This window comes from Nocardioides sp. GXQ0305 (assembly GCF_050880345.1).
In the GTDB taxonomy this organism is placed as follows: domain Bacteria; phylum Actinomycetota; class Actinomycetes; order Propionibacteriales; family Nocardioidaceae; genus Nocardioides.
This window is the reverse complement of the sequence record NZ_JBNYXG010000001.1, coordinates 489,827-513,513: the sequence shown is the minus strand read 5'-3', so window position 1 is coordinate 513,513 and position 23,687 is coordinate 489,827. Positions and strand designations below refer to the sequence as shown.

The 23,687-nt window shown below is 73.6% G+C and carries 22 protein-coding genes and 1 tRNA gene; 11 read left to right on the top strand and 12 right to left on the bottom strand.

What is annotated here, in order from left to right; all coding sequences use genetic code 11:
- Positions 1 to 43: 43 nt before the first annotated feature.
- Genes ACQ1X7_RS02505 through ACQ1X7_RS02485 form a run of 5 tightly spaced genes read right to left on the bottom strand, consistent with a single transcriptional unit; the run spans position 44 to position 4,199 of the window.
- Positions 44 to 628, bottom strand: a complete 585-nt coding sequence (locus ACQ1X7_RS02505) for a GNAT family N-acetyltransferase (RefSeq protein WP_432476566.1) — start codon at positions 626 to 628, stop codon at positions 44 to 46.
- Entirely contained in the window at positions 625 to 1,095 is a 471-nt protein-coding gene (locus ACQ1X7_RS02500; protein WP_432477015.1) for a MogA/MoaB family molybdenum cofactor biosynthesis protein, read from the bottom strand. Before ACQ1X7_RS02500 ends, ACQ1X7_RS02505 begins: the two co-directional genes overlap by 4 nt.
- Positions 1,096 to 1,097: 2 nt before the next feature.
- The gene (gene moaC, locus ACQ1X7_RS02495; protein WP_432476565.1) at positions 1,098 to 1,583 is read right to left on the bottom strand and encodes a cyclic pyranopterin monophosphate synthase MoaC; all 486 of its coding nucleotides are present in this window, start codon (positions 1,581 to 1,583) and stop codon (positions 1,098 to 1,100) included.
- Complete coding sequence (gene glp / locus ACQ1X7_RS02490) at positions 1,583 to 2,815, bottom strand: molybdotransferase-like divisome protein Glp (protein ID WP_432476564.1); 1,233 nt, start codon at positions 2,813 to 2,815, stop codon at positions 1,583 to 1,585. The genes moaC and glp overlap by 1 nt, the downstream gene beginning before the upstream one ends.
- A complete protein-coding gene (locus tag ACQ1X7_RS02485; RefSeq protein ID WP_432476563.1) occupies positions 2,808 to 4,199 on the bottom strand; it encodes a UTP--glucose-1-phosphate uridylyltransferase in 1,392 nt (463 codons plus the stop codon). Before ACQ1X7_RS02485 ends, glp begins: the two co-directional genes overlap by 8 nt.
- Before the next feature lie 23 nt (positions 4,200 to 4,222).
- On the opposite strand from ACQ1X7_RS02485, the gene ACQ1X7_RS02480 reads away from it, so the two are divergent.
- Entirely contained in the window at positions 4,223 to 4,825 is a 603-nt protein-coding gene (locus tag ACQ1X7_RS02480) for a 5-formyltetrahydrofolate cyclo-ligase (RefSeq protein WP_432476562.1), read from the top strand.
- Positions 4,826 to 5,465: 640 nt separating this feature from the next.
- Here the strand turns inward: ACQ1X7_RS02480 and ACQ1X7_RS02475 are convergent.
- Positions 5,466 to 8,066 (bottom strand): penicillin acylase family protein, encoded by a 2,601-nt coding sequence (locus tag ACQ1X7_RS02475; protein WP_432476561.1) that lies wholly within the window; start codon positions 8,064 to 8,066, stop codon positions 5,466 to 5,468.
- A 95-nt stretch (positions 8,067 to 8,161) separates the two neighbouring features.
- On the opposite strand from ACQ1X7_RS02475, the gene ACQ1X7_RS02470 reads away from it, so the two are divergent.
- Genes ACQ1X7_RS02470 through ACQ1X7_RS02460 form a run of 3 tightly spaced genes read left to right on the top strand, consistent with a single transcriptional unit; the run spans position 8,162 to position 9,626 of the window.
- Positions 8,162 to 8,494: an FmdB family zinc ribbon protein gene (locus tag ACQ1X7_RS02470; RefSeq protein WP_432476560.1), complete on the top strand. Its 333-nt coding sequence runs from the start codon at positions 8,162 to 8,164 to the stop codon at positions 8,492 to 8,494.
- A gap of 60 nt (positions 8,495 to 8,554) precedes the next feature.
- A complete protein-coding gene (locus ACQ1X7_RS02465) occupies positions 8,555 to 9,193 on the top strand; it encodes an SAF domain-containing protein (protein ID WP_432476559.1) in 639 nt (212 codons plus the stop codon).
- A 52-nt stretch (positions 9,194 to 9,245) separates the two neighbouring features.
- On the top strand, positions 9,246 to 9,626 hold the full coding sequence (locus tag ACQ1X7_RS02460) for an MscL family protein (protein WP_432476558.1): 381 nt from the start codon (positions 9,246 to 9,248) through the stop codon (positions 9,624 to 9,626).
- Positions 9,627 to 9,630: 4 nt separating this feature from the next.
- Here ACQ1X7_RS02460 and ACQ1X7_RS02455 read toward each other — a convergent pair whose 3' ends face one another.
- Together ACQ1X7_RS02455 and ACQ1X7_RS02450 are read right to left on the bottom strand one after the other, a co-directional pair.
- Positions 9,631 to 9,837, bottom strand: a complete 207-nt coding sequence (locus tag ACQ1X7_RS02455) for a hypothetical protein (protein WP_432476557.1) — start codon at positions 9,835 to 9,837, stop codon at positions 9,631 to 9,633.
- Positions 9,834 to 11,108, bottom strand: a complete 1,275-nt coding sequence (locus ACQ1X7_RS02450; RefSeq protein ID WP_432476556.1) for an LCP family protein — start codon at positions 11,106 to 11,108, stop codon at positions 9,834 to 9,836. The genes ACQ1X7_RS02455 and ACQ1X7_RS02450 overlap by 4 nt, the downstream gene beginning before the upstream one ends.
- Before the next feature lie 145 nt (positions 11,109 to 11,253).
- On the opposite strand from ACQ1X7_RS02450, the gene ACQ1X7_RS02445 reads away from it, so the two are divergent.
- Positions 11,254 to 12,120, top strand: a complete 867-nt coding sequence (locus ACQ1X7_RS02445; protein WP_432476555.1) for a serine hydrolase — start codon at positions 11,254 to 11,256, stop codon at positions 12,118 to 12,120.
- 13 nt (positions 12,121 to 12,133) lie between these two features.
- A tRNA-Arg gene (locus ACQ1X7_RS02440) sits at positions 12,134 to 12,206 on the top strand.
- A 40-nt stretch (positions 12,207 to 12,246) separates the two neighbouring features.
- On the opposite strand, the gene ACQ1X7_RS02435 is transcribed toward ACQ1X7_RS02440, so the two are convergent.
- The 3 genes from ACQ1X7_RS02435 to ACQ1X7_RS02425 all read right to left on the bottom strand — a co-directional run bounded on the left by ACQ1X7_RS02435 (position 12,247) and on the right by ACQ1X7_RS02425 (position 17,602).
- The gene (locus tag ACQ1X7_RS02435) at positions 12,247 to 14,082 is read right to left on the bottom strand and encodes a glycosyltransferase (protein WP_432476554.1); all 1,836 of its coding nucleotides are present in this window, start codon (positions 14,080 to 14,082) and stop codon (positions 12,247 to 12,249) included.
- Entirely contained in the window at positions 14,079 to 15,911 is a 1,833-nt protein-coding gene (locus tag ACQ1X7_RS02430) for a hypothetical protein (protein WP_432476553.1), read from the bottom strand. Before ACQ1X7_RS02430 ends, ACQ1X7_RS02435 begins: the two co-directional genes overlap by 4 nt.
- Positions 15,912 to 16,408: 497 nt before the next feature.
- A complete protein-coding gene (locus ACQ1X7_RS02425) occupies positions 16,409 to 17,602 on the bottom strand; it encodes a saccharopine dehydrogenase family protein (RefSeq protein ID WP_432476552.1) in 1,194 nt (397 codons plus the stop codon).
- A 77-nt stretch (positions 17,603 to 17,679) separates the two neighbouring features.
- Between ACQ1X7_RS02425 and ACQ1X7_RS02420 the strand changes: the two genes are divergently transcribed.
- The 3 genes from ACQ1X7_RS02420 to ACQ1X7_RS02410 are packed head-to-tail and all read left to right on the top strand — an operon-like array spanning position 17,680 to position 20,735.
- Positions 17,680 to 19,611 (top strand): beta-propeller domain-containing protein, encoded by a 1,932-nt coding sequence (locus ACQ1X7_RS02420; RefSeq protein ID WP_432476551.1) that lies wholly within the window; start codon positions 17,680 to 17,682, stop codon positions 19,609 to 19,611.
- A 39-nt stretch (positions 19,612 to 19,650) separates the two neighbouring features.
- Entirely contained in the window at positions 19,651 to 19,920 is a 270-nt protein-coding gene (locus ACQ1X7_RS02415; RefSeq protein WP_432476550.1) for a DUF2277 domain-containing protein, read from the top strand.
- Complete coding sequence (locus ACQ1X7_RS02410) at positions 19,917 to 20,735, top strand: Sir2 family NAD-dependent protein deacetylase (protein WP_432476549.1); 819 nt, start codon at positions 19,917 to 19,919, stop codon at positions 20,733 to 20,735. Before ACQ1X7_RS02415 ends, ACQ1X7_RS02410 begins: the two co-directional genes overlap by 4 nt.
- A 2-nt stretch (positions 20,736 to 20,737) precedes the next feature.
- Here the strand turns inward: ACQ1X7_RS02410 and ACQ1X7_RS02405 are convergent, their stop codons facing one another.
- Entirely contained in the window at positions 20,738 to 21,424 is a 687-nt protein-coding gene (locus tag ACQ1X7_RS02405) for a metal-dependent transcriptional regulator (protein ID WP_432476548.1), read from the bottom strand.
- Between the two features lie 83 nt (positions 21,425 to 21,507).
- On the opposite strand from ACQ1X7_RS02405, the gene ACQ1X7_RS02400 reads away from it, so the two are divergent.
- Together ACQ1X7_RS02400 and ACQ1X7_RS02395 are read left to right on the top strand one after the other, a co-directional pair.
- Complete coding sequence (locus tag ACQ1X7_RS02400; protein ID WP_432476547.1) at positions 21,508 to 22,830, top strand: cryptochrome/photolyase family protein; 1,323 nt, start codon at positions 21,508 to 21,510, stop codon at positions 22,828 to 22,830.
- Complete coding sequence (locus ACQ1X7_RS02395) at positions 22,827 to 23,630, top strand: hypothetical protein (RefSeq protein WP_432476546.1); 804 nt, start codon at positions 22,827 to 22,829, stop codon at positions 23,628 to 23,630. The genes ACQ1X7_RS02400 and ACQ1X7_RS02395 overlap by 4 nt, the downstream gene beginning before the upstream one ends.
- Positions 23,631 to 23,687: the final 57 nt, after the last annotated feature.

Sequence of the window (23,687 nt, the reverse complement as noted above, 5' to 3'; positions counted from 1 at the left end):
ACTCGCCCGCGAACCCACCCGGCCGGACCGCCGGCCGAAGGTCTCAGCCGTCGAGCCGGGCGAGCATCCCGCGGGGGCACTCCTCGACGGTGACCGCGAAGATCCGGTGGTCGCGCCACGCCCCGTCGATGTGCAGGAACCGGGGGGCGAGCCCGACCTCGTGCAGGCCGAGCTTCTCGACGACGCGCAGCGAGTTGGTGTTCTCGGGGCGGATGCAGATCTCGATCCGGTGCAGGCCGGCCCGGGCGAAGCAGTGGTCGATCGCCATCGCGACCGCCCGCGGCATGATGCCGCGGCCGGCGTACGCCTGGTCGAGCCAGTAGCCCATCGACGCGAACTGCGCGGACCCGCGGACGATGTTGCTGACCGTCAGCTGGCCGACGAAGCGGCCCTCCACCTCGATCGCGAACGGGAAGGTGGTGCCCTGGCGGGCCATCCGCTGCAGCCTGCGGACCAGCACCCCGAACGACGTCGCGCGCGGGCTCCCGCCCGGGGGCACGGTGGCGTCCCACGGCGCCAGCCACGCGGCGTTGCGCCGGCGGATCTCGCGCCAGGCCGCACGGTCGGAGCGTGCGAGGGGCCGCAGCGTCACCTCACCCGAGACGATCCGGGCGGGCCACGCCGTCAATGGTCGCTCCCGACGACCTGCTCGACGGCGTGGAGGAGCATCGGCTCGAGAACCGCCAACCCGTCCTTCACCCCGCCGCGGGAGCCGGGCAGGTTGACGACCAGGCAGCTGCCGACGACGCCTGCGGTACCGCGCGACAGCGCCGCCGTCGGTACGCCCTTGGCCACGCCGGCCGCCCGGATCGCCTCGGCGATCCCCGGTGCCTCGCGGTCGAGGACGGCGCGGGTCTGCTCCGGTGTCGCGTCGGTCGGCGTCAGCCCGGTGCCGCCGGTGGTGAGCACCAGCCGGGCGCCACCGTCGGCAGCCGTCCGGATCGCCTGGCCCACCGGGTCGCCGTCGGGGACGACGACCGGGTCGCCGACGCTGAACCCGAGGCCCTGGAGGAAGTCGACGATGACCGGCCCGGTGGTGTCGTCGTACACACCGGACGCGGCGCGGTTGGAGGCGACCACCACCTCGGCCCGCATGGTCACGACCGGCTCCAGTCGCCGGACTTCCCGCCGGTCTTGGACTCGACCCGGACGTCGGTGATCACGGCACCCTTGTCGACCGCCTTGACCATGTCGACCACCGTGAGCGCCGCGACCGAGACCGCCGTGAGCGCCTCCATCTCGACGCCGGTGCGGTCGGTGGTCCGGACGGTGGCCTCGATCTCGACCGCGTCGTCGGAGACGGCCAGGTCGACGGTCACCCCCGAGATCGCCAGCGGGTGGCACAGCGGCACCAGCGAGGGCGTCTGCTTGGCGCCGAGGATCCCCGCGACCCGGGCGACCGCGAGCGCGTCACCCTTGGGGACGCCCTCCCCGCGCAGCAGCTCGACCACCCGTGGGGAGACCAAAACCCGGCCACGGGCGACCGCGACCCGGTCGCTCACCGACTTCCCGGACACGTCGACCATCCGAGCGGCGCCGCTCTCGTCGACGTGGGTCAGCCCCGTCGGCTCCGGGTCGGCCATCAGAACTCCTCGTCGAGCGCGAGCACCTGCACCATCTCGCCCGCCGGCAGGCTGGTGGTGTTCTCGGGCACCACGATCAGCGCGTTGGCGTTGGCCAGCTCTCCGACCAGGTGGGACCCGGGGCCGCCCACCGGCGACACGGTGGGTCCGCCACGGCCGAGCTCGTAGCCGCCGCGCAGGAACTGCCGCTTCCCCTCCGGCGAGGACACCCCGTGGGTGAGCCGCGCCCGCGCGGGTGGCCGCGCGTAGGGCAGCTTTCCCATCAGCTTGCGCAGCGCCGGCAGCACGAACATCTCGAAGGAGATGTACGACGACACCGGGTTGCCGGGCAGGCAGAAGATCGGGGTGTCGTCCTCGCCGACCACCCCGAACCCCTGGGGTTTTCCGGGCTGCATCGCGACCGGGCCGAACCAGACGGTCCGCAGCGGCGCGAGTGCCTCCTTGACGACGTCGTAGTCGCCCATCGACACGCCGCCGCTGGTGACGACCAGGTCGGCCCGGACCAGCTGGTCGCTCAGGGCGTCCATGAACGCGCGTGGCTCGTCGGGCACGATCCCGACCCGGTAGGCGATCGCGCCGGCCCGCCGCGCCGAGGCGGCGAGCAGCCACGAGTTGCCGTCGTAGATCGAGTCGGGCCCGAGCGACGTGCCGGGCTCGCGGAGCTCCGAGCCGGTGGACAGCACCACCACGCGGGGTCGCGGCCGCGACCGCACGGTCGCCCGGCCGACGCTGGCGAGCAGGCCGAGGTGGCGCGGGCCGAGCACGGTGCCGTTCTCCAGCAGCAGGTCGCCCTCCTCGACGTCCTCACCGGCGGACCGGACGTGCTGGCCCGGGTCGGGCGGGTAGGCGATCCGGACCTGCGCGACGCCGCGGTCGGTCCACTCGTAGGGCACGACCGAGTCGGCGCCCGCGGGCATCGGCGCACCGGTCATGATCTTGGCCGCCGTGCCGGGCGAGAGCGCCAGCAGCCGCGCCTGGCCGGCCCCGATCTCGCCGACGACCGGGAGGTGGGTCGGCGCGTCCGGGGACGCGTCGGCGACGTCCTCGTGGCGGACGGCGTAGCCGTCCATCGCCGAGTTGTCGAACGACGGGAGCGCGATCGGCGAGACGACGTCCTCGGCCGAGGCGAGCCCGAGGGTCTCCATCAGCGGTTGGGGGAAGTCGGGCAGCGGCTCGATGGCCGAGAGGATCCGGTCGAGGTGCTCCTCGACCGTCACCGGGGCGTCAGCCATCCGCGAGCCCCCCGTCGAGCGTGGCACCCGACTCCACTCGTTTGGCCTTGCCGGCCTCGAGCCGCACGTCGCCGACCACCCGTACGTCGCGGCCGAAGGTCCAGTCGCCCTCGACGGTGAGGCTGTGGGCCTCCCGCAGCGACGGCGCACCGTCGGGGAACCGCTTGTCGAACTCGTCGACGCGCTTGTAGTGGCGGTCGTCGAGGTCGACGTACGGCACGCGCTCGGTCTGCTGGTCGAGCACGAAGTCACCGCCGAGGGCGTAGACGTCGGAGCGGAGGACCAGCAGGTCGTCGGTCGTCTTGACCGGCACGAACCGGTCGCGGCCGACACCGATCAGCAGCGCGTCGTCGAACACCTCGACCGCGGCGCCCATCGCGGTCTCCACCTGGACCACCTCCGGCGACGACGGGTCGCCGGGGTCGACGTGCTTGACGTTGCGGATCAGCGGGAGCCCGAGGATGCCAGCGCGCACGTCGAGCGCCTGCTTCATCGCCGCCAGGTCGAACCAGAGGTTGTTGGTCGAGCAGTAGCGGTGCCGGTCGAGGTCGGCCAGCGCGGCCTTGTCGCCCTCGGGGGTCTGGGCGGTCTCGCGGAGTACGATCCGGCCGTCGCGCCGGCGACGCGCGAAGTGGCCGCCCTTGCGGTCCGACGCCGTACGGCGCACCGCCTCGATCGCGAAGGGCGCCCCGGAGTCGGCGAACCAGCCCGCCACCCGTGGGTCGGGGACCGCGCCCAGGTTGTCGGAGTTGGAGACGAAGGCGTAGCGGTAGCCCGCGTCGATCAGCCGGTCGAGCAGGCCGGTGCCACGCAGCGCGGTGTAGAGGTCACCGTGACCGGGCGGACACCACTCGAGCGTGGGGTCGCGCGGCCAGGAGACCGGCTGCAGGTCGTCGACGAGGAGCTTGGGCTCCTTGTTCTGCAGGAACTCCAGGGGCAGGCCGTCGACCTGCAGCCCGTCGTAGCGCTCGAGCGCCGCCATGCTGTCGTCGGAGGTGCGGAAGCTGTTCATCATCAGCAGCGGCAGGGTGGCGTCGTACTCCCGGCGGAGGTGGAGCACCTGCCGGGCGATGATGTCGAGGAACGAGAGGCCCTTGCGCACGCAGAGCAGGGACTTCGCACGCTCCATGCCCATCGAGGTGCCGAGGCCCCCGTTGAGCTTGACCACCGCGGTGGCGCGGACCGCCTCGGCGGCCACGTCGTCGGTCACCTCGACGTCGTCGAGGTGGTCGATCTCGATCGGCTCGATGCTCGACTCGGGGACCATGCCGGTCTCCCCGTGCTCGAGCAGCCGGTAGTAGTGGGCGAAGGTCTCGATCGCGACCTCGTCCACGCCGGCGTCGGCCATCTTGGCGCGCGCCCGGTTCAACCCTGCACTACCCATGCTGTCGATCGTAGGCTGGTGCGGTGCACCCCCCGCAAGCGCCCCGAGGTGCCCCGGCCAAGCTGGCGCTGCGCGACCAGCTCGTCGCCGCGCGCAGGCGGATCCCGCTCCCCGAGCTGGGAGAGCACGCGCGGGCGATCGCACACCACCTGCTGGCCTCCGACGAGGTACGCCGCGCGGCGACCGTGGCGGCGTACGTCTCGGTCGGGCGGGAGCCCGGGACGTCGGTGCTGCTGGACGCGCTGGTCGAGTCCGGGCGGAGGGTGATCGTGCCCGTCGTGCTGCCCGACCTCGACCTCGACTGGGCCACCTACCAGGGCCCGGAGTCCCTCGCCCCGGCGCGGCTCGGCCTGCTGGAGCCGGTCACCCCGCGGCTCGGCGTCGACGCCGTCGCGACCGCCGACGTGGTGCTGGTGCCCGGGCTCGCCGCGTCGCCGTCCGGGGACCGGCTCGGCAAGGGCGGCGGCTGCTACGACCGGGCGCTCGCGCGGGTCCCGGTGGGGACCCCGGTCGTCGTGCTGCTCCACGACGGCGAGCTCGGACTGGAGGTGCCGGTCGAGCCCCACGACCGCCCCGTCACCGCCGCCGTCACGCCCACCGTGGGCCTGGTGACTCTCGGAGGTTGAGGGGCGAGGCGCGCCAGCGCCGAGCCTCGATAAACCCCGGAGCGACGCCGGGCCGGATCCACCCGGATCACCGCCCTGCACCAGTGCGGCGGTTTCGAGGCTCAGGCCTTGACGGCCTTCGCACCTCAACCTCCGACCGACACCCCGGGACCACCCCCGGATCACCGCCCTGCACCAGTGCGACGGTTTCGAGGCTCAGGCCTTGACGGCCTTCGCACCTCAACCTCCCACCGACACCCGGGACCACCCCCGGATCACCGCCCTGCACCAGTGCGACGGTTTCGAGGCTCAGGCCTTGACGGCCTTCGCACCTCAACCTCCCACCGACACCCGGGACCACCCCCGGATCACCGCCCTGCACCAGTGCGACGGTTTCGAGGCTCAGGCCTTGACGGCCTTCGCACCTCAACCTCCGACCGACACCCCGGGACCACCCCCGGATCACCGCCCTGCACCAGTGCGACGGTTTCGAGGCTCAGGCCTTGACGGCCTTCGCACCTCAACCTCCCACCGACACCCGGGACCACCCCCGGAGGTTGAGGTGCGAGGCGCGCCAGCGCCGAGCCTCGAAACCCCGGGCGCCCAACAGGGCGGGAACCACCGCGGATCACCGGTGCGGCGCCGATGCGAGGTTCGCGCCTCAACCTCCTTCGGAGCCGGGGACCAGGGTGAGCTCGTCCTCGGCGGCGGCCTCCACGGCCTCCCGCGAGGACGGCCAGGGCAGGTACTCCCCGTCGACCCACAGGTCGGTCTGGTCGGTGTAGTGGTCGTGGAAAGGATGCCCGGAGACGCCGGTGAGGCTGATCCACCGGGAGTCGTCCAGGTCGGCCATGCTCACCACCATCCGCATCGACGGGGCGGCCGAGACCTGGTAGCCCTCGCGCGCGTCCCAGGCGGTGGCGTTGACGATGCTGCCGCCGCCGCCGACCTCCCAGCCCCCGCGGTTGACCAGCCACTCGACCGGCGCGATGCCGGAGGCGCCCAGCGTCGGGTGGATCAGGTCGAGCCGGTGCAGGTGGCCCCACTCCCACTCAGCCGGGTTGCGGTCCTGCCGCACGGTCATCTCGTCCCGGGCCTGGAGCTGGGCCTCCACCAGCACGTCGTCGCGGGTCTCGACCTCGTCGTCGGTCTCCCGGTCGTCCCAGAACGGGTCGTCGGGGTCGCGGAGCAGCCCGGAGACGGCCGCCATCCAGCGGTCGCCGCCGTCGGGCCAGGCCTCCTCGGGCAGGTCGTCGTGGAAGGTCAGCTCGAGCAGCTCGCTCCAGACGACGTTGTAGTACGCGGCCGCGGCACTCCCCGGCGGCTGCCGGAAGTCCCAGTCGCGGAGCAGCTCCTGCCCGTCGGACCAGTAGCCGTCGGGGAGCTCCACGTCGAGGAGGAACGGCACCAGCGTCGGCGCCATCGGGTTGCGGGTGTCGAGCTGCAGCTCGGTCATCTCCGCCAGCGACAGGTCCTGCTCCCCCTGGATCACCTCGCGGATGCGCTGCGAGCGGTAGCCCTGGTCCCAGTCGTCGGTGAGGAAGTAGGGGTAGTCGCCGCCGATCACCTGCTGGTTGGCGGTGACGATGAACCCCTCCTCGGGGTCGAGCACGCTGGGGAGCCCGTCGAACGGCACGTAGTCGCCCGTCCAGTCGTCGTCGGCACGCCAGCCCTCGGCGGGCACCCGGCCGTCGTTGCCGGACTTGCGGATCGGGATCCGCCCCGGCGCCTGGTAGCCGATGTGGCCCTCGCGGTCGGCGTACACCAGGTTCTGGCTCGGGACGGCGAAGGACGAGGCAGCGGCGCGGAACTCGTCCCAGTCGTTCGCTACGTTGAGGTCCATGATCGCGTCGGCGGTGCCGGACGGCTCCAGGGCGGTCCACGCGAGCGAGACGGCGTAGCCGCCCACGGGCGCGGCGCCGCCCGGATGGTCCGGCGTGGCCCGCTCGCCCGCCTCGGCGACGAGGGGGTCGACGTCGGACAGGATCGGCCCGTGGGCCGTCGAGCGGACCGTGATCTCCTCCGGCTCGCCGCCGGCGACCTCGATCACCTCGCGCCGCACGGTCAGCGGACGCATCCGCCCGTCGTGCCGCCACCGGTCGCCCTCCACCTTCTCGAGGTAGAGGTCGGCCACGTCGGGCCCGAGGTTGGTGAACCCCCACGCGATGTCGGCGTTGTGGCCGATCACCACGCCGGGGGTCCCGGAGAAGGTGAACCCGGAGACGTCGAGCGGGCAGTCCTCGCTCACCGTTCGGCAGTGCAGGCCCATCTGCATCCAGATGCCGGGCATGCCGACGCCGAGGTGCGGGTCGTTGGCGAGCAGCGGTTGCCCGGTCGACGACCGGTCGCCGGAGACGACCCAGCTGTTGGAGCCGAGGCCGTCCCCCTTGCCGAGGAACGCCGGGACCCGGTCGACCCGGTCGCGGACGGCGCGCAGCGCGTCGAGCGCCTCCGGTGAGGAGAGGTAGCCCGGCCGGGCGGGCAGCCGGCTGCCGCCGGTCGCGTCCTGGTCGAAGACGCCGTCGACCACCGCACCCTCGGTGACGATGGGGGTCCGGGTGGTGGCGTCGTACGGCGGGAAGAGCTCGGTGACCAGCTCGGGCGAGTTCATCGACATCGCCAGCACCCGGTCGATCTCCTCGGTCATGTTGCCCTGCAGGTCCCACGCCATCGCCTTCAGCCACGCCAGGGAGTCGGCCGTGGTCCACGGCTCCGGCTGGTAGTCGAGCCCGGTGAGCCCGAGGACCCGGTACTCGACCGCGAGCTCCCCGGGGTCGGTCTGCTCGAGGTAGGCGTTGACGCCGTCGGCGTACGCCTCGAACGCGGCGCGGGTCTCGGGCTCCAGCAGGGCCACCTCCTGCTCGGCGACCTCGCGCCAGCCCAGGGTGCGGACGAACGCGTCGGTCTCGACGGTCGCCTCGCCGAAGATCTCCGAGAGCCGTCCGGAGGTGATGTGGCGCCGCACGTCCATCTCGAAGAACCGCTCCTGCGCGTGCACGAACCCCTGGGCACGCATCAGGTCGCCCACCGAGTCGCCGTAGAGCTGGGGGATCCCGGCGTCGTCGCGCAGCACGGTGACGTCGGACTCGAGGCCGGCCAGCGTCAGCTCCCCCTCGGTCTCGGGGAACGGCTGCCGCACCAGCACCGTGAGGGCGACCAGCGCCACCACGAGGAGGGCCACCACCCCCGTCGCGACGTACGCCGACACCCGGACCGTCCGTGGCAGGAGGCGAAAGCGAGCGAGCCAGGCGGAGGACGTCATGGTGTGGTCATTGTGCCGTACCATTGGCAGTCGACACGCGGGAGTGCCAGCCCGCTGCCGACCCGAACCACACCGAGTCCCGAGGATCCACGCCCGTGCCGACCTACCAGTACGCCTGCACCGAGTGCGGCCACGCGTTCGAGCAGTTCCAGAGCTTCAGCGACGACGCGCTGACCGAGTGCCCCGAGTGCCGGGGCCGGCTGCGCAAGCTGTTCAACGCGGTCGGCGTCGTCTTCAAGGGGTCGGGCTTCTACCGCACCGACAGCCGCGCGACCAACGGCGCGTCGGCCGGCTCCGAGGGCTCGGCGGGCTCCTCGGGCGGCGAGTCCTCGTCGGGCTCGGGCTCAGGCTCGGGCTCCAAGGAGGCCGCCTCGACGACGTCCTCGACCACGGACTCGTCGAAGTCCACCGCCGCCACCGGGAGCTGACCACCGCCGGCCCTGTGGACGACGGGCCCGCGGCCGGCCGGATCCTCCTACCGTCGGGGGATGCCCACCCCCTCCGACCGCCTGCGCGGCGTACGTCGCGGCCTCCGGCGCGCGGTGCTCCGCCGGCGCCGGCTGCTGGCCGCCCTCTGCGTCGTCACCGCGGTCGCCCTCGGCGTCCGGGCCACGGCGGCCTCGCCCCCGCCGACCACCACCGTGCTGACCGCCGCGCACGACCTCCCGGCGGGCTCCCCGGTCGCCGCCGACGACCTGGTGCCCGTCGAGTTCACCCGTGACGCGGTCCCCGCCGGCGCGGTCCGCGACCCCGTCGGGCACACGCTGGCCGCGCCGCTGCGTCGGGGCGAGCCGCTCACCGACGTACGGCTGGTGGGCGAGACCCTCGCCGACGCCCATCCGGAGCTGACCGCCCTGCCGGTCCGGCTCCCCGACGCCGAGGCGGCCGGGCTGCTCGAGCCCGGCGACCGGATCGACCTGGTCGCCACCGACCCCCAGGGTGGGGGTGCACGGGTGGTCGCGAGCGACGCCCTCGTGCTCGCCGCCCCCGCGCCCGACGCGGGGCCAGGTGCGGCACCGGGTGCCGTCCCGGGTGTGGTCGTGGTCCTCGGCGTGACACCGACGGCGGTGACCGCCGTCTCCGACGCGAGCGTCCGGTGGTACCTCGGCTACGCGTGGTCGCGCTAGGTTGAGGCGCCAGCCAAGACGGTGCCCTCGGGCTCGGGGGCGAGGAGGGGTCATGACCGGATTCAAGAACTTCATCCTGCGGGGCAACCTGGTGGAGCTCGCCGTGGCGTTCATCATGGCGGCGGCGTTCGCAGCCGTGGTCACGGCCACCGTCGGCATGATCATGGACCTGATCGGCAAGGCGGGAGGCACCCCCGACTTCTCGAACTACTCGCCCGGCGGGATCTCGGTCGGCGCGTTCCTGACCGCGCTGATCTCCTTCATCGTGATCGCCGCGGTCGTCTACTTCTTCATCGTGATGCCCTACACCAAGGCGCAGGAGAGGTACTTCCCCAAGGAGGAGCCCGGCACTCCCGACGACATCGTGCTGCTGGAGGAGATCCGCGACCTGCTGGCGCAGCGCAACGCGGGCGGTACGCCGCCCACGACCTGACCGGTCAGGGGCCCCCGTGGTGGGGCGGGACCTGCGCCCTCAGCCACGCATCGGCCGCGGCGTCGTCGCGGCGTACGTCGGGGTCCCGGTCGTCGGTCGTCGACTCCGGCAGCACGTCGCCGAAGACCTCGGCCACCCGGGCCCGGCGGCGCGCCCGCTCGCGGGTCGCTGCCTCGGTGGCGCGGTCGTCGGCGCCCTGCGGGCCGCTCATGCGCAGAGGCCGTTCTGCTCGGCCTCGGCCTGCGCCTCGGCCGACGGCGGCTTGTTCCCGCCGCCGTTGCCACCGCCGCCGTTGCCCCCGCCCTGACCGGGCGCCTGGGCTGCGGCGATGGCGTCGCTGGTGAACTGCGGCGCCAGCGGCTCGTCGGCCGCGATCTGCTTCCAGAGCTTCTTGGCGGGCGGGGTGAAGTAGACGCGGCCGGCGTTCTCGGAGTCCGAGGGGTAGTAGGCGATCGGCGCGGTCAGGAACTGGATGTTGTCGAGTCCGATGCCCTGGAACCCGACGCCGACCTCGGCGATCTTGACGACGTTCTCGAGGTTCTCGTCGACGGTGAGCGACTTGGTCGCCGCGTTGAGGAACCGCACCAGGCGGTCGACGCGGGCCAGCGTGCCGGCGGAGATGACCTTCTTCGCCATCGCCGCGATGAACGCCTGCTGCCGCTTGATCCGGCTGATGTCGGACCCGTCACCGAGCGTGTAGCGCGCGCGGACGTAGTTCAGGGCCTCGCGGCCCTCGATCTCCCGCGTGCCGGCGGGGATGTTGATCCCGTGGGCGGGGTCGACGATGTCCTCGGGGATGCAGACGGGGACGCCGTCGATGGCGTTGACCATGTCCTCGAAGCCCGCGAAGTTGACCACGACGATGTGGTCGACGAAGACGCCGGTGACCGCCTGGAACTGCTCGACGGTGCAGGTGGGCCCGCCGACCGAGAACGCCTCGTTCCACATCACGTCGCTGGCCGGGGCGCTGCGCGAGCCGTCCTCGAGCTTGCACGCCGGTCGGTCGACGAGGGTGTCGCGCGGGATGCTGACGCCGTACGCGCTCTCCCGGTCGGCCGACAGGTGCATCAGGATCGTGGTGTCGGAGGCGTTGCCGCCGGCCTCGTTGTCGAGGTTGCAGCCCTCGCAGTCACGGGTGTCGGAGCCCATGACGAGCACGTTGAGCGGCTCCTGGGGCCCCTCGACCGCCTGCTTCTCGGGGCGGGTGATGAGCCGGTCGTCGAGCCCGACGACGGTGAGGTTGCCGTTGAGGTGGCGGTAGAGGTAGACGACGCCGAGGCCGGTCGCGAGCGCGAGCACGAGGGTGGTGACGAGCAGCACCCGACCGACCGTGTGGGAGCGGGCGGGACGCCCCCGGCGCCGCGGACCGCTGCCGTTCCCCGCCTCTGTCGCGGGCCCCTCGCCCGACCCGGCCGACGGGGCGTCGGGCCCCGGGTCAGGGGTCGACTCGCCACCCGCGTCGGGCGCGTGGGAGTCGGTCATCGTGGTCCTTCGGGTTTCGGGCGCACGCAGCAGCAGCGCGCGGGTGCACGGGGGACCAATATCCTCTGTCCGCGCCCGATGGACAAACTCGCCGCACTGGTGCCGGCCCCCGCGCCCGGCCCTCCGGGCCCCTAGCGTGACGCTCGTGGACCTCGCTGACCTCGTCGGAACGGCGGCACTCGCCGGCACCAGGTGGAGCGTCGAGGTGCGGGACGGCGACGGGTCCGTCGTCCTCCGCCACGAACCGGACCGTCTGCTGCGCACGGCAAGCGTGGGCAAGGTCTTCCTGCTCGTCGAGGTCGCCGACCGGCTGCACCGCGGCCTGCTCGACCCCGAACAGCCGGTCCGGCGGGACCGGGTCGCACCGGTCGCGGACTCAGGCCTGTGGCAGCACCTCGCCTCCGACGAGCTCCCGGTCGTCGACGCGGCGTGCCTGGTCGGTGCCGTCAGCGACAACTGGGCCACCAACGCCCTCCTCGACTTGGTCGGGCTGGCCTCGGTCCGCGAGCGGGCCCGGACCCTCGCCCCCGGTGGCTCCGCGCTGCACGACCTCGTCCGTGACGAACGCGGGCCCGACGACCCACCGACGCTCAGCGAGGGGTGTGCGGCCGACTGGGTGGCCGTGATGGCCGGGCTCGAGGCCGGGACGGTCGTGGGTCCGGCCGTGAGCGCGACCGTCCGGTCGTGGCTGGCCACCGGTGTCGACCTGTCGATGGTGGCCTCCGCGCTGCACCTGGACCCGCTCGCGCACGTCGAGGTGGACCGCGGTGTGCTGCTCTGGAACAAGACCGGTACCGACAGCAGGGCGCGCGCCGACGTCGGCGTCGTCCGCGGGCCCGCCGGCCCGGTGGCGTACGCCGCCATCTGCAACTGGGAGCCCGGCGACGACCGGCCGCGGGCCGCGGTGATGGCCGCGATGCGCGACCTCGGCGCGGTGGTCGCGGAGCTCGTCGGCGCCGGTTGGCGGCGCAGAGCCGGAGCACCTCCGGCTCCCCCCGGCGTGGCAGGATGACCGCGCGACGCAGGCCCCAGTAGCTCAGCGGATAGAGCAGCCGCCTCCTAAGCGAAAGGTCGCAGGTTCGACTCCTGCCTGGGGCACCCGCCCGACCTCCTGGGGCATCGACGGATCGTCGGTGGCTCACCGCCCCCGCGGCGACCCGGACCCGACACCCGTCGGGCGCATCACGAGGCTGAGCAGCGCTCCGAGGGTGAGGTAGCTGCGGGCCACCCGGAACAGCAGGTACGCCGGCACGTAGAGCACGGCGCGCAGCTGCCGGTGGGCCAGGCACACCGCGACCGCCACGAGCATCGGCAGGCCAGCGACCGTGGCCACCACGGGCTGCCAGTCCAGCCCCGGGAAGTCCTCCCGGAAGACGGTCAGGATCAGCGCCGCGAACACCAGGACGGGGGCGAGCATCGCCCGCCGGGCGGCGTTGGCCAGCTGGAACGGCAGCACCACGGCCCCGGCGACCGAGTGGCGCCCGAACACGGCGTGCCGGTTGTGCGACGTGACGTGGTAGATGCTGCGGAACCACCGGGTGCGCTGCTCGCGCAGGTGGGACGGGCCGGCAGGCGTCTCGGAGCGGTAGAGAGCCCGCGTCTCGACCACGTTGCGGTAGCCGGCGCCGGCCATCCGCAGGCAGATGTCGGTGTCCTCGCCGTTCATCCCCTCGACGATCGGGCCCACCTCGTCGAGCGCCTTCCTGCGGTAGACGACGAACATGCCCGGCAGCCCGAGGATGCCGTCGTACCCCATCATCGACACCTGGAAGAACCCGTGGCGCAGCAGGACCTCCACCAGCCGCACCTTGTCGATCCACGTCTCCAGCCGGGCGGGCAGCGGGATCCCGCCCACCGCGCCGACCGTGGGGTCGGCCAACGGCCTCAGCGCCAGGTCCAGGCAGCGCTCCCCCACCTCGGTGTCGGCGTCGATCCGGACGACGAACTCCTCCTCGATCCGGTCCAGCCCGAAGTTGAGCGCCCGCGCCTTCCCGGGCTCGGCGCAGGAGAGGACCGCGCCCCGGAGCGCGTGGCAGCGGGCGATCGCGGCCGCTGCGACCTGGCGGGTGGTGTCGGTGGAGGCGTTGTCGACGAGGTAGAGCCGTACCGCGCCGTCGTAGGCGGCGGCCGCCCGGTCGACGGCCGCGACCGTCGCCGCGATGAGGTGGGCCTCGTTGTGGGCCGGCACCAGGACGGCGAGCGGCGGGGCGAAGCTGCGGCGGCGGGAGCGGCGCACCATGAGCACGCCGAAGCCCGCGGTGACCACGGCGAAGACCTGCTGCACGAGGAAGACGCCGGGGCCGACACCCCCGAGCAGCGCCACCGAGCGCATCCACACGACGGCGTCCGCGAACAGGACCTCCACCAGCCCGGCCACGGCGAAGGCGAGGAGCAGGGGCAGTACCAGCCGGACCCACGCGTGCCACCGGATCCTGCCGGTGTAGGGCCCCTCGACGGGGGGCGGCAGCGTGGCGCGACGCAGCACGACGGTCGGCAGCACGACCATGGCGGCGAGGCCGGAGATGATCTGCTGCCCGACCACGGGTGTCGGAACGCCGACCCGACTGGCCAGCACCGCCGCCACGTCGACGAGCAGGATCACCGCCCCGAACCACAGCACCAGCTCGGCGGCGAGCGCGAGGCGCCGCCACCAGCCGGTCGGCATCGACAGCGCCAGGGTCACGAAGAAGACGATGATGAACACGCGGGCCGGGACCAGCGCCCGGTCTCCCTCCTGCGCGCCGATCACGAGGTCTCGGCTGCCGGCGAAGATCCCGGTGTTGATCAGGACCGTCAGCCCCAGCAGGGCGAGGATGCTGAGGGCGAGGAAGCTGACGAAGAACCCGTTGGTGACGCTGGCGGGCTGCCGCGAGGCGTAGGCGTGCGGAGCGCTGTCGACCGATCGGTAGTGCTCCGCGACCGCCTCCGGTGAGGTGGGGGCTCCCTCCCCGTCGCGCGGATCGGGACTGCTCACCCGCCGGGCCTCGCGCGGACGGGCGGATCCGTCACCACGCGTCCCGAACCGGTGACCACGAACCCGGCACCATCCGCCTCCACCCGAGCGACCTCGCGCCCGTAGTCGGGGACGACGGTCCCCGGGTCGCCGGTCGGGGTCACCATCAGTCCGGGCTGCCCTCGCCAGGCGCCGCGCTGCACCACCGTGCCGTCGGCCGGGAGCGGGAGGTCGACGCCGGGGGCGGACATCCTCCCGTCGTCGATGCGCATCGGCACCTGCGCGTCCGGCGCCGGGGTCCCCAGGCTCAGGAACGGCCGACCCGACGGACTCTCTCCCCCCAGCCGCAGCGGCTGCTGCCAGCCACTGAACTCCGCGAGCGTGGGAACCAGGCCGGTCAGGCCGGTCACCGGGTCCTCCAGCGTCGCCTCCGGGTACAGGACGTCGAACCCGGCCGCGAGCTCAGCGGGCAGCCCGGCGAGACCGGGGCCACCGTCGCCGAGCAGCAGCCGGCTGTCCGGCAGGAGCTGGACGTCGTACGCCGTCTGGCGGACGTGGCACCCACCGACGTCCCGGTCGCGCACCAGGGTGACGACGAGCTGGTTGCGCAGCCGCTCGTCGGTCGCGGGGAGCGGCACCCGTGCCCATCGGGTCCCGGCGCCCGGCAGCCCGGTGGTGGTGGCGAGCCGCCCGTTGACCTGCACCGAGACCAGCCACCGGGCGTCGTCGGTGGTCGGAGGCACGTCCAGCCCCAGCCGGACGGCGCGTGGCGGCAGCCCACCGGGGAGGTCCGGCAGGGCGTAGTCGAGGCGCCAGCTGCGTCGGTCGGTCACCTGCTGCACCGAGGTGTCCAGGCCGAGGTCGGCCACGGTCACCGAGGGTCCCCGAGGACGTTCCGGCTCCGCCGCGCGCGGGGCCGAGGCCGCGCGGTCCGCGCCGTGGACCGCGTTCGTCGACAGCACCGTGGGCACGACGTCGCCGGGCTGCACGACGGCCAGCACCGGGTCGTCGCCGACCGTTCCCACGACGACGTCCTCCTCGGGGTCCCCGACCGGCTCCCACCCCAGGCCGGTGAGCGCACCGGCTCCGCCGAGCAGGATCCGGCTGCCCTCCACCTCGCCGAGATCGACGTCGTCGGTGACGTCCTGGTAGCGCACCTCGTGACCGAGCTGGGTCAGCGCAACCCCGAGTCGGGCGGCCGTCTCGAACCACTCGGCGTCGCCCACCGTGCCCGCCAGCTGCAGCGTGACGTCGTGGTCGAGGGTGGCGACGGTGTCGCGGACACTGGTCACACGGGCCCCGAGGTCGCCGCCGACGCTGGTGCGGTCCGGGTCGAGCCAGACGTAGGCGCCGAGCTCCTGGGTCAGGTTGCACTGCTGCTGGTCCAGCGACCCGGTGGTCCGGACCTGGACCCGGACCTCGCCGTCGTCGGTGACGCTGGCGGGGAGCCGCACGTCCTGCTCGAGGTCGCGCTGCCCGGCCTCGAGCTCCTCGACGTGGACCGAGATGCCGTCGGCGAGGACCCGGAGGAACACGGTGCCGGACGCGGCCACCTCGGTGCGTCCGACCAGTGCGAGCCGGAGGTCGGTGGGGGCGGCGTCGAGCGGCACCGGGACGGTGAACGTCTGCGACGTCGCGTTGTCGTCGCTCAACGTGAGCCCGTCGACCAGACCGATGTCGACGAGAGAGGTGTCGAAGGTGCGCTCGGACGGGGTCTCCGCACCGCCGAACCAGCTCGGCCGCAGCAGCGCGAAGCCGATCAGGAGCACGACCGCGAGCACCAGCACGGCCAGCGCCCCGCGTGGTACCCACGCGCGACGCCGGGGTCGCTCGGCCGGATCCTCGCTCACGAGGCCATCGCCCTGGATGTCGACGTGACGTGCCGAGCCGCGGGTTCGCGTCGCACAGGCCCTCCCCTGTCCCGAGTGGCTGGGGATGATTCTCTGCCCGGGGCGGCGCAGTGGTCCAGCGCCGGTGGTCGACCACCTGCATCCGGGCGGTTCCGGGCGTACGTCGTGGCAGGGCGCGGCCCGGAAATCGGGAACGCCATGCGGCCCGCCGGATATCCGTCGAGCCGCATGGCGCTGGGCGGGCAGCGGCTCGTCAGCCACCGCCCCGGACGGTTGGGTCTAGCCCCCCGACTCGACCCACCCGCCGCGTTCCACAGACACGGGAAGGCCACCACCGCCGCTCCACCGGTGTGGCGGCGCGGCGAGGGCACGTGTGGCGTGGATCCCCCCATGCCGACGGCCGAAACCCCTCCGACCGTCCCCAGAATCGTCGCCGCTGGTAGGGGTCAGATCAACACCAGGACGAAGATTTTGCCTTTCGGTGGACGGCGACCGGATCAAAAGCCGTCCGGGACCACCTCGAAGCGGATCCCGGCGCGCTGCAGCCGGTGGAGCAGCCGGTCACCCATGGCGACCGCCGTCGTGACCTGCCCTGCGGACTCGGGGTTGTCGTCGAGGACGAGGCACAGCGCCGACTCCCCCAGCATCTTGGCGGTCTCCCCGTAGCCGGGGTCGCCACCCGAGACCCGGGTGTGGACGGTGCGGCCACCCGCCTCGCCGACCAGGTCGACGGTGAACCACGACCGGTCGCGTCGCCGCTCGTCGGGCCCCTCGCCCTGGGGCACCCGGTCCAGCACGAGGCGCCGGAGCGGCGGCACCTGGGCCGCCAGGCCCAGTCCGACCACGGTCGCGGTGCCCGCGACAGCGTACCGGAGGGTCTGGGTGCCCGCGAAGTGCGAGTAGCGGAAGTCCGGCCCGTACGCCGGCAACGCCCGGCCGCTGCGAGCCACGACGAGCGGGTCGATGGTCGGGAGCGGGAGCAGCCAGTAGCCCAGCAGCGGGTCCCGGTGCGGCTTGCCCGGCACGGCACGGGACCGGCGCCCGTTCGGCCGGACCTCCACGGACCGCCGGTCGCGGGCCGCCTGCCGCGCGGGCCTCGGTCGCGACAGTGCGGTCACGAAGGAGTGGAAGGTGCCTCCCGACGGGGTCCCGCCGGCGCGCACCACCCCGCGCATCGTGATCGGCTCGCCGGGCGGCAGCAGGGGCACCGTGAAGTACGCGCCCAGGTCGTAGGGGACCGAGTCGAAACCGCAGGCGTGCACGAGGCGGGCGCCGGTGCGCACCGCGGTGGCGTGGTGCTCGACGTACATCCGGTCGACGAACTCGGGCTCACCGGTGAGGTCGAGGTAGTCGGTGCCGGCAGCGGCGCAGGCGGCGACCAGGGCCGCTCCGTGGGTGAGGTAGGGACCGACCGTGGTGACGAGCACCCGGGTCCGGGCGGCGACGTCGGCGAGCGAGGCCGGGTCGGTGACGTCGGCGTGCAGGAGCGCGAGGTCGGCCGAGGCGTCGTGGTCGCGCGCGAGCCGGTCGCGGACCGCGGCCAGCTTGCCGGCGTCGCGACCCGCCAGCGCCCACCGGAGGTGCGGCGGCGCGTGCCGGGCGAGGTAGTCGGCCGTCAGGCCACCGGTGAACCCGGTCGCGCCCACCAGCACGACGTCGTACTCGCGTCCGGACTTCCGAGCCTCGGCCATGCCCGGATCCTCGCAGCCGGGAACCGACCGCCGGTCGGCGGCGTCCCATCCACGAAACGGACCACAGGAGGAGCGTCATGGAGCGTGCAGGCAGGGCCGGTCTGGCCGCCGCAGGGGTCACCGCCGTCGGGGCGTCGTTCCTGCTCGGCGTCGCCGTGGCCGGCGGTGCGGGGCCCACCGTCGCGCCCCCACCTCCGGACGGCTCCCCCGTCGACCCCGCGCTCCGGCTGGCGAACGCCGCGCTCACGGTGCCGGGCTCCTGCGACGCCCTGCTCGACTCCTACGTCCGCCGCGGCGTGGAGCGGGTCGGGCCGTACGGCTGGGACTCCCCGGTCCACACCGCCATGGAGGGCGGCGGGGTGGTCGGGATGGCCGAGGAGGACGCGGTGGCACCTGCGGCGGGGTCGCGGGTCGTCGAGCAGGGCAGCAGCGAGACGGGCACCAACGTCCAGGAGGCCGGTGTCGACGAGCCGGACGTGGTGAAGACCGACGGCGAGCTGCTGGTCCGGGTGCGCGACGGTGAGCTCCTCGCCTACGACGTCTCGGGCGCGGATCCCGTACGGCTGGGCGACACCGACCTCCCCGCCGACGTCCCCGAGCCCGAGCTGCTGCTCGCGGGCGACACCCTGGTGGTCACCGGCACCACCGCCGACGGGACGCACGCCCGGGAGACGCGGGTGCTGACCTACGACGTGTCCGACCCGGCCACGCCGGTGCTGGTGGACCACCGCGGTTACGACGCAGGGCTGGTGAGGGCGGTGCAGCACGACGACGTGGTGCGGCTGGTGCTCGGCTCCGGGCTCCCGGACCTCGACTTCGTGACCCCCGGCTTCGGCGACTCCGACTCCTGGTGGCAGACCGAGGAGGCGCGGCGGAAGAACCAGGCGATCGTCGAGGCCTCGGAGATCACCGACTGGCTGCCCACGGTGACGACGTACGCCGAGGACGGCGCCACGACCGGCAGCGAGCAGCTCCTCGACTGCAGCCAGGTCACCGTGCCGCGCGACGACGCCGCCCTCGGCACCATGGCCGTCGTCGGCTTCGACGCCGACGACCCCGGCGACGCGACCGCGATCGGCGTCGCGACCGACACCCGGCTCGCCTACGTGTCCGCCATCCGGCTCTACCTCGCCACCAGCGACGTCTCGACCTGGCCCTGTTGCGTCGACGTCGTGCCTGCGCCGCCGGTCGGCCGCCCCTGGTCGGTGCCGCCGCAGGAGTCCGGGCGCAGCCGGATCCACGCCTTCGCGCTGGACGGCGACTCCGCGGCGTACGTCGCGAGCGGCGTCGTCGACGGCGTGCTGGCAGACCGGTGGTCGATGGACGAGCACGACGGCGTGCTGCGGCTCGCCGTGGGACCGAGCGCCGAGACCGGCAACTTCAACTCGGTCCTCACCCTGCGCGAGGAGGGCGACGTCCTCGAGGAGGTCGGCCGCGTCGACAGGCTCGGCGTCGGCGAGGACATCAAGTCCGTCCGCTGGTTCGACGACCTCGCGATCGTCGTCACCTTCCGGCAGGTCGACCCGCTCTACCCCGTCGACATCACCGACCCCGACGACCCCCGCCTCCTGGGCGAGCTGAAGATCCCCGGCTTCTCGGAGTACCTCCACCCGATCTCGGAGCAGCGGCTGATCGGGATGGGCCAGGACGCCTCGACGTCGGGGATGCTGCGCGGGGCGCAGGCGGCGCTCTTCGACGTCTCCGACCTCGGTGACCCGCGGCAGACCGACGTCGTCCGCTACCGGAAGGCGAGCACGGCGGCCGCCGCCACCGACCCGCGCCAGTTCACCTGGCTGCCGGAGCAGCAGACGGCGCTCACCGTGGTCACGCAGGGCTGGACCGGGACGACCGGCTGGGTCTCGGTGCTCGAGGTGTCCGGCGGCTCGCTCTCGAACCGGATGGTCGAGGTCGAGCAAGGCGCGGACGTCAGCCAGGTGCGGCTGGTCCCGCTGCCCGACGGGCGGGTGGTGCTGGTGACCGCCGACGACGTCGAGCTCTTCCGCTCCTGAGCCGCGCGCCGGGCCGGCGGGGCGACGTACGCTCGGGGCATGTGCCGCAACATCCGCCCGCTCCACAACTTCGCGCCGCCGGCGACCGACGACGAGGTGACGGCCGCCGCGCTGCAGTTCGTCCGCAAGGTCAGCGGCTCGACCCGCCCGTCGCAGGCCAACCAGGCCGCCTTCGACCGGGCGGTCGCCGAGATCGCCCACATCACCCGGCACCTGCTCGACGACCTGGTGACGACCGCCCCGCCCAAGGACCGCGAGGTGGAGGCCGCCAAGCGCCGCGCCCGCGCCGAGGCCCGCTACGCCCGATGACGCTCGCGCCCGAAGACACCCTGGAGCCGGCGCTGACGCTGCTCCGGGGGCGGCCGCTGGTCGTGCTCACGGGCGCCGGGCTGTCGACCGACTCCGGGATCCCCGACTACCGCGGTCCGGGGACCCCGCGGCGGCAGCCGATGACCTACCAGCAGTTCGTGTCCGGACCGGAGGCGCGGCAGCGCTACTGGGCCCGGGTCCACACCGGCTTCGGCCGGTTCTCCGAAGCCGCGCCCAACCCCGGGCACCGGGCGCTGGCAACGCTGGACCCCGAGCTGCTGATCACCCAGAACGTCGACGGGCTGCACGAGGCGGCCGGCTCGCGGCACCTGGTGGCGCTGCACGGGCGCCTGTCCGACGTGGTCTGCCTCGACTGCCGCCGTACGTCGGCGCGCACCGGGCTGGAGCGGCGACTGGCCGACCTGAACCCCGGCTGGGCCGAGGCCCACGCCGACCTCGCGCTGCGCCCCGACGGCGACGTCGACCTCGTGGACTGGTCGTCGTTCCGGGTCGCCGGCTGCGAGGCGTGCGGCGGGGTGCTCAAGCCCGACGTCGTGTTCTTCGGCGAGAACGTCCCGGCCGACCGGGTCGCCCGCTGCTACGACGCCGTCGACAGGCTCGTGGCCCACGACGGCGTCCTGCTCGTCGCGGGGTCGTCGCTCGCGGTGATGAGCGGGCTGCGGTTCGTCAAGCGCGCCGCCAAGGCCGGCACCCCCGTCGTCATCGTCAACCGCGGCACGACCCGCGGCGACGAGCACGCGACGTACCGGGTCGACGCCGGCTGCAGCGAGTTCCTCACCGCCCTGGCGGCGTGAGGTCAGAGCACCCGCACGAAGATGTGGTCGGCCGCCTCGGGGAAGATCTCGGCGGTCTCACCGCCGGAGCCGACCAGCACGCCCTCGTCGGTGCGGGCCACGGTCACCGCCTTGTCGGGCAGCGCTCCGACCCGGCGCAGCGCGCCCATCAGCAGCTCGTCCTTCTGCATCTCCTCCGAGATCCGCCGGATCAGCACCCGCGCGTCGTCGTCGACCGCCACCTGGGACAGCGGGCTGAGGCCCTCGAGGTACTCCTCGCCCGGCTCGGGCTCGCCGAACTCGTCGAGGCCGGGGATCGGGTTGCCGTACGGTGACTCGGTCGGGTGGTCGAGCAGGTCGACCAGCCGGCGCTCGACGGTCTCGGACATCACGTGCTCCCACCGGCACGCCTCGGCGTGGACCAGCTCCCAGTCGAGGCCGATCACGTCGACCAGCAGCCGCTCGGCGAGCCGGTGCTTGCGCATCACCCGGGTGGCCAGCCGCAGTCCCTCGTCGGTCAGCTCGAGGTGCCGGTCGCCCTCGACCGTGAGCAGGCCGTCGCGCTCCATCCGGGCGACCGTCTGCGACACCGTGGGACCGCTCTGGTGCAGCCGCTCGGCGATCCGGGCGCGCAGGGGGGTGATGCCCTCCTCGATCAGCTCGTAGATGGTCCGCAGGTACATCTCGGTGGTGTCGATCAGGTCGCTCACGTCTGCATTCTCACCCATCGGGCCAGCCGCTCGCCTCTCCGGGCGTACCGACGGTCCCGTGGCGGGTGACAGAGTGGGTGCCGATGACGGCGGTGATGTGGTTCCGGCGGGACCTGCGGCTCGGCGACAACCCGGCCCTGGTGGAGGCGGCGGCTGACGGCGCGGTGCTCCCCCTGTTCGTGCTCGACCCCGCCCTCTGGGGCCCGGCCGGCATCTCCCGCCGGCTCTACCTCGGCGACTCGCTGCGCGCCCTCGACGCCGCGATCCGCGACCGGAAGGGCGGCAGCGGCGGGCTGCAGGTCGTGCGGGGCGACCCGGTACGCCGCGTCGTGCTCGCCGCGCGGGCGGTCGGCGCGGAGCGGGTGCACGTCGCCGCCGACTACGGCCCCTACGGCAGCAGGCGCGACGAGGCGGTCGCCGCGGCGCTCGCCGAGCACGACATCGAGCTGGTCCGCACCGGCTCCCCCTACGCCGTCGCGCCGGACCGGGTGACCAAGGACGACGGCACGCCGTACGCCGTGTTCACGCCGTTCAGCCGGGCCTGGGCGGCACACGGGTGGCGCGGGCCGGTCGATCCGCCTCGCGGGGTCGACTTCCTGACCGTCGACGACACGACCGACGTCCCGGACCTCGCGCGACCCGACGGACTGTCGCTGCCGACCGCGGGCGAGGCGGCTGCGCGACGGCGCTGGCAGTCGTTCCTCGACGACCGGCTGGGTGACTACGAGCGCGACCGCGACCGGCCCGGGGTGCCCGGGACCTCCCACATGAGCGTCCACCTCAAGTGGGGCGAGATCCACCCCCGCACCATGCTGGCCGACCTGAGCGGCCGGACCTCGAAGGGTGCGACCAGCTACCGCAACGAGCTGGCCTGGCGGGAGTTCTACGCGGACGTGCTCCACCAGCGGCCCGACACCGCCCGTGACTACCTCAAGCCGGAGTTCGCGAAGATGGACTACGACGAGCCCGGTCACCAGCTGGACCGCTGGAAGCAGGGCCGCACCGGCTTCCCCGTCGTCGACGCCGGGATGCGACAGCTGCGGGCGACCGGCTGGATGCACAACCGGGTCCGGATGATCGTGGCGAGCTTCCTGGTCAAGGACCTGCACCTGGAGTGGCAGCACGGCGCCCGCCACTTCATGCAGTGGCTGGTCGACGGCGACCTCGCCTCCAACCAGCACGGCTGGCAGTGGACGGCCGGGTGCGGCACCGACGCGGCGCCGTACTTCCGGGTGTTCAACCCGGTCAGCCAGGGCCGCAAGTTCGACCCCGACGGTGCTTACGTCCGGGCCTGGGTGCCCGAGCTGGCCGACGCGGAGGACCCGCACGAGCCGGTCGACCCGATCGTCGACCACGCCGAGGAGCGCCGCGAGGCGCTGGCGCGGTGGGAACGGATCCGACGGTGACCGAGCTGCTCGTCCCCGCCCGCTTCAACGGCCCGGCCGCGTCCGGCAACGGCGGCTGGACCGCCGGGACCCTCGCCGGCCTGGTCCACGACGCCGACCACGCAGCGGGGTGGCCGCCGGTGAGGATCACCCTGCGGCGTCCGCCGCCGCTCGACAGGCCGCTGCCGGTCAGCGACGGGGTTGCGGCCGACGACGAGGGCGTCGTCGCCGCGGCCGAGCTGGTCGACGGTCCCCTGCGTGAGGTGGAGGCGGTGTCGCAGGACGAGGCGGCCGCCGCGACGGCGTCGTACGCCGGTCTGAGGACCCACCCGTTCCCCACCTGCTTCGCCTGCGGACCCGACCGGGCGGAGGGCGACGGGCTGCGGATCTTCCCCGGCAGGGTCGCCGACGACCGCGAGGGCCGGGTGCGGGTCGCCTCGACCTGGACGCCGCACGAGAGCCACGCCGAGGACTGGTGGTTCCTGGGGAGCGAGCGAAGCGAGCGTCTCGAAGGGCATCTGTACGCCGACGACCACCGGCGTGCCTCGCTGGCGGTGACCTGGGCCTCGCTGGACTGCGTCGGCGGCTGGGCGGGCGACCTGGAGGAGCGGCCGATGGTGCTGGGGCGGATGACGGCGCGGGTCGACGCCCTTCCCGTGGTCGGCGAGCGGCACGTCGTGGTCGGCGGCGCCCGGGGCGGCGAGGGTCGCAAGACGTTCACCGCGGCGCCGCTCTACGACGCCGACGGCCGGGTGGTCGCCGTCGCCGAGCACGTCTGGATCGCCGTCGACCCCGCGGCGTTCAACCGGCTCCGCGGCTGACGTCACCCGCGCCACACCCGTCACGCCGGGCGACCGAAACTGGACCTTGGCTCGGGA

Coding starts and splice junctions, on each gene's coding strand:
- ACQ1X7_RS02410 (WP_432476549.1), top strand. CDS start 19,917: ATGACGCTCGCGCCCGAAGACACCCTGGAGCCGGCGCTGACGCTGCTC.
- ACQ1X7_RS02425 (WP_432476552.1), bottom strand. CDS start 17,602: ATGGCCGAGGCTCGGAAGTCCGGACGCGAGTACGACGTCGTGCTGGTG.
- ACQ1X7_RS02485 (WP_432476563.1), bottom strand. CDS start 4,199: ATGGGTAGTGCAGGGTTGAACCGGGCGCGCGCCAAGATGGCCGACGCC.
- ACQ1X7_RS02415 (WP_432476550.1), top strand. CDS start 19,651: ATGTGCCGCAACATCCGCCCGCTCCACAACTTCGCGCCGCCGGCGACC.
- ACQ1X7_RS02450 (WP_432476556.1), bottom strand. CDS start 11,108: ATGACCGACTCCCACGCGCCCGACGCGGGTGGCGAGTCGACCCCTGAC.
- ACQ1X7_RS02475 (WP_432476561.1), bottom strand. CDS start 8,066: ATGACGTCCTCCGCCTGGCTCGCTCGCTTTCGCCTCCTGCCACGGACG.
- ACQ1X7_RS02500 (WP_432477015.1), bottom strand. CDS start 1,095: ATGCGGGCCGAGGTGGTGGTCGCCTCCAACCGCGCCGCGTCCGGTGTG.
- ACQ1X7_RS02420 (WP_432476551.1), top strand. CDS start 17,680: ATGGAGCGTGCAGGCAGGGCCGGTCTGGCCGCCGCAGGGGTCACCGCC.
- glp (WP_432476564.1), bottom strand. CDS start 2,815: ATGGCTGACGCCCCGGTGACGGTCGAGGAGCACCTCGACCGGATCCTC.
- ACQ1X7_RS02465 (WP_432476559.1), top strand. CDS start 8,555: ATGCCCACCCCCTCCGACCGCCTGCGCGGCGTACGTCGCGGCCTCCGG.
- ACQ1X7_RS02460 (WP_432476558.1), top strand. CDS start 9,246: ATGACCGGATTCAAGAACTTCATCCTGCGGGGCAACCTGGTGGAGCTC.
- moaC (WP_432476565.1), bottom strand. CDS start 1,583: ATGGCCGACCCGGAGCCGACGGGGCTGACCCACGTCGACGAGAGCGGC.
- ACQ1X7_RS02455 (WP_432476557.1), bottom strand. CDS start 9,837: ATGAGCGGCCCGCAGGGCGCCGACGACCGCGCCACCGAGGCAGCGACC.
- ACQ1X7_RS02400 (WP_432476547.1), top strand. CDS start 21,508: ATGACGGCGGTGATGTGGTTCCGGCGGGACCTGCGGCTCGGCGACAAC.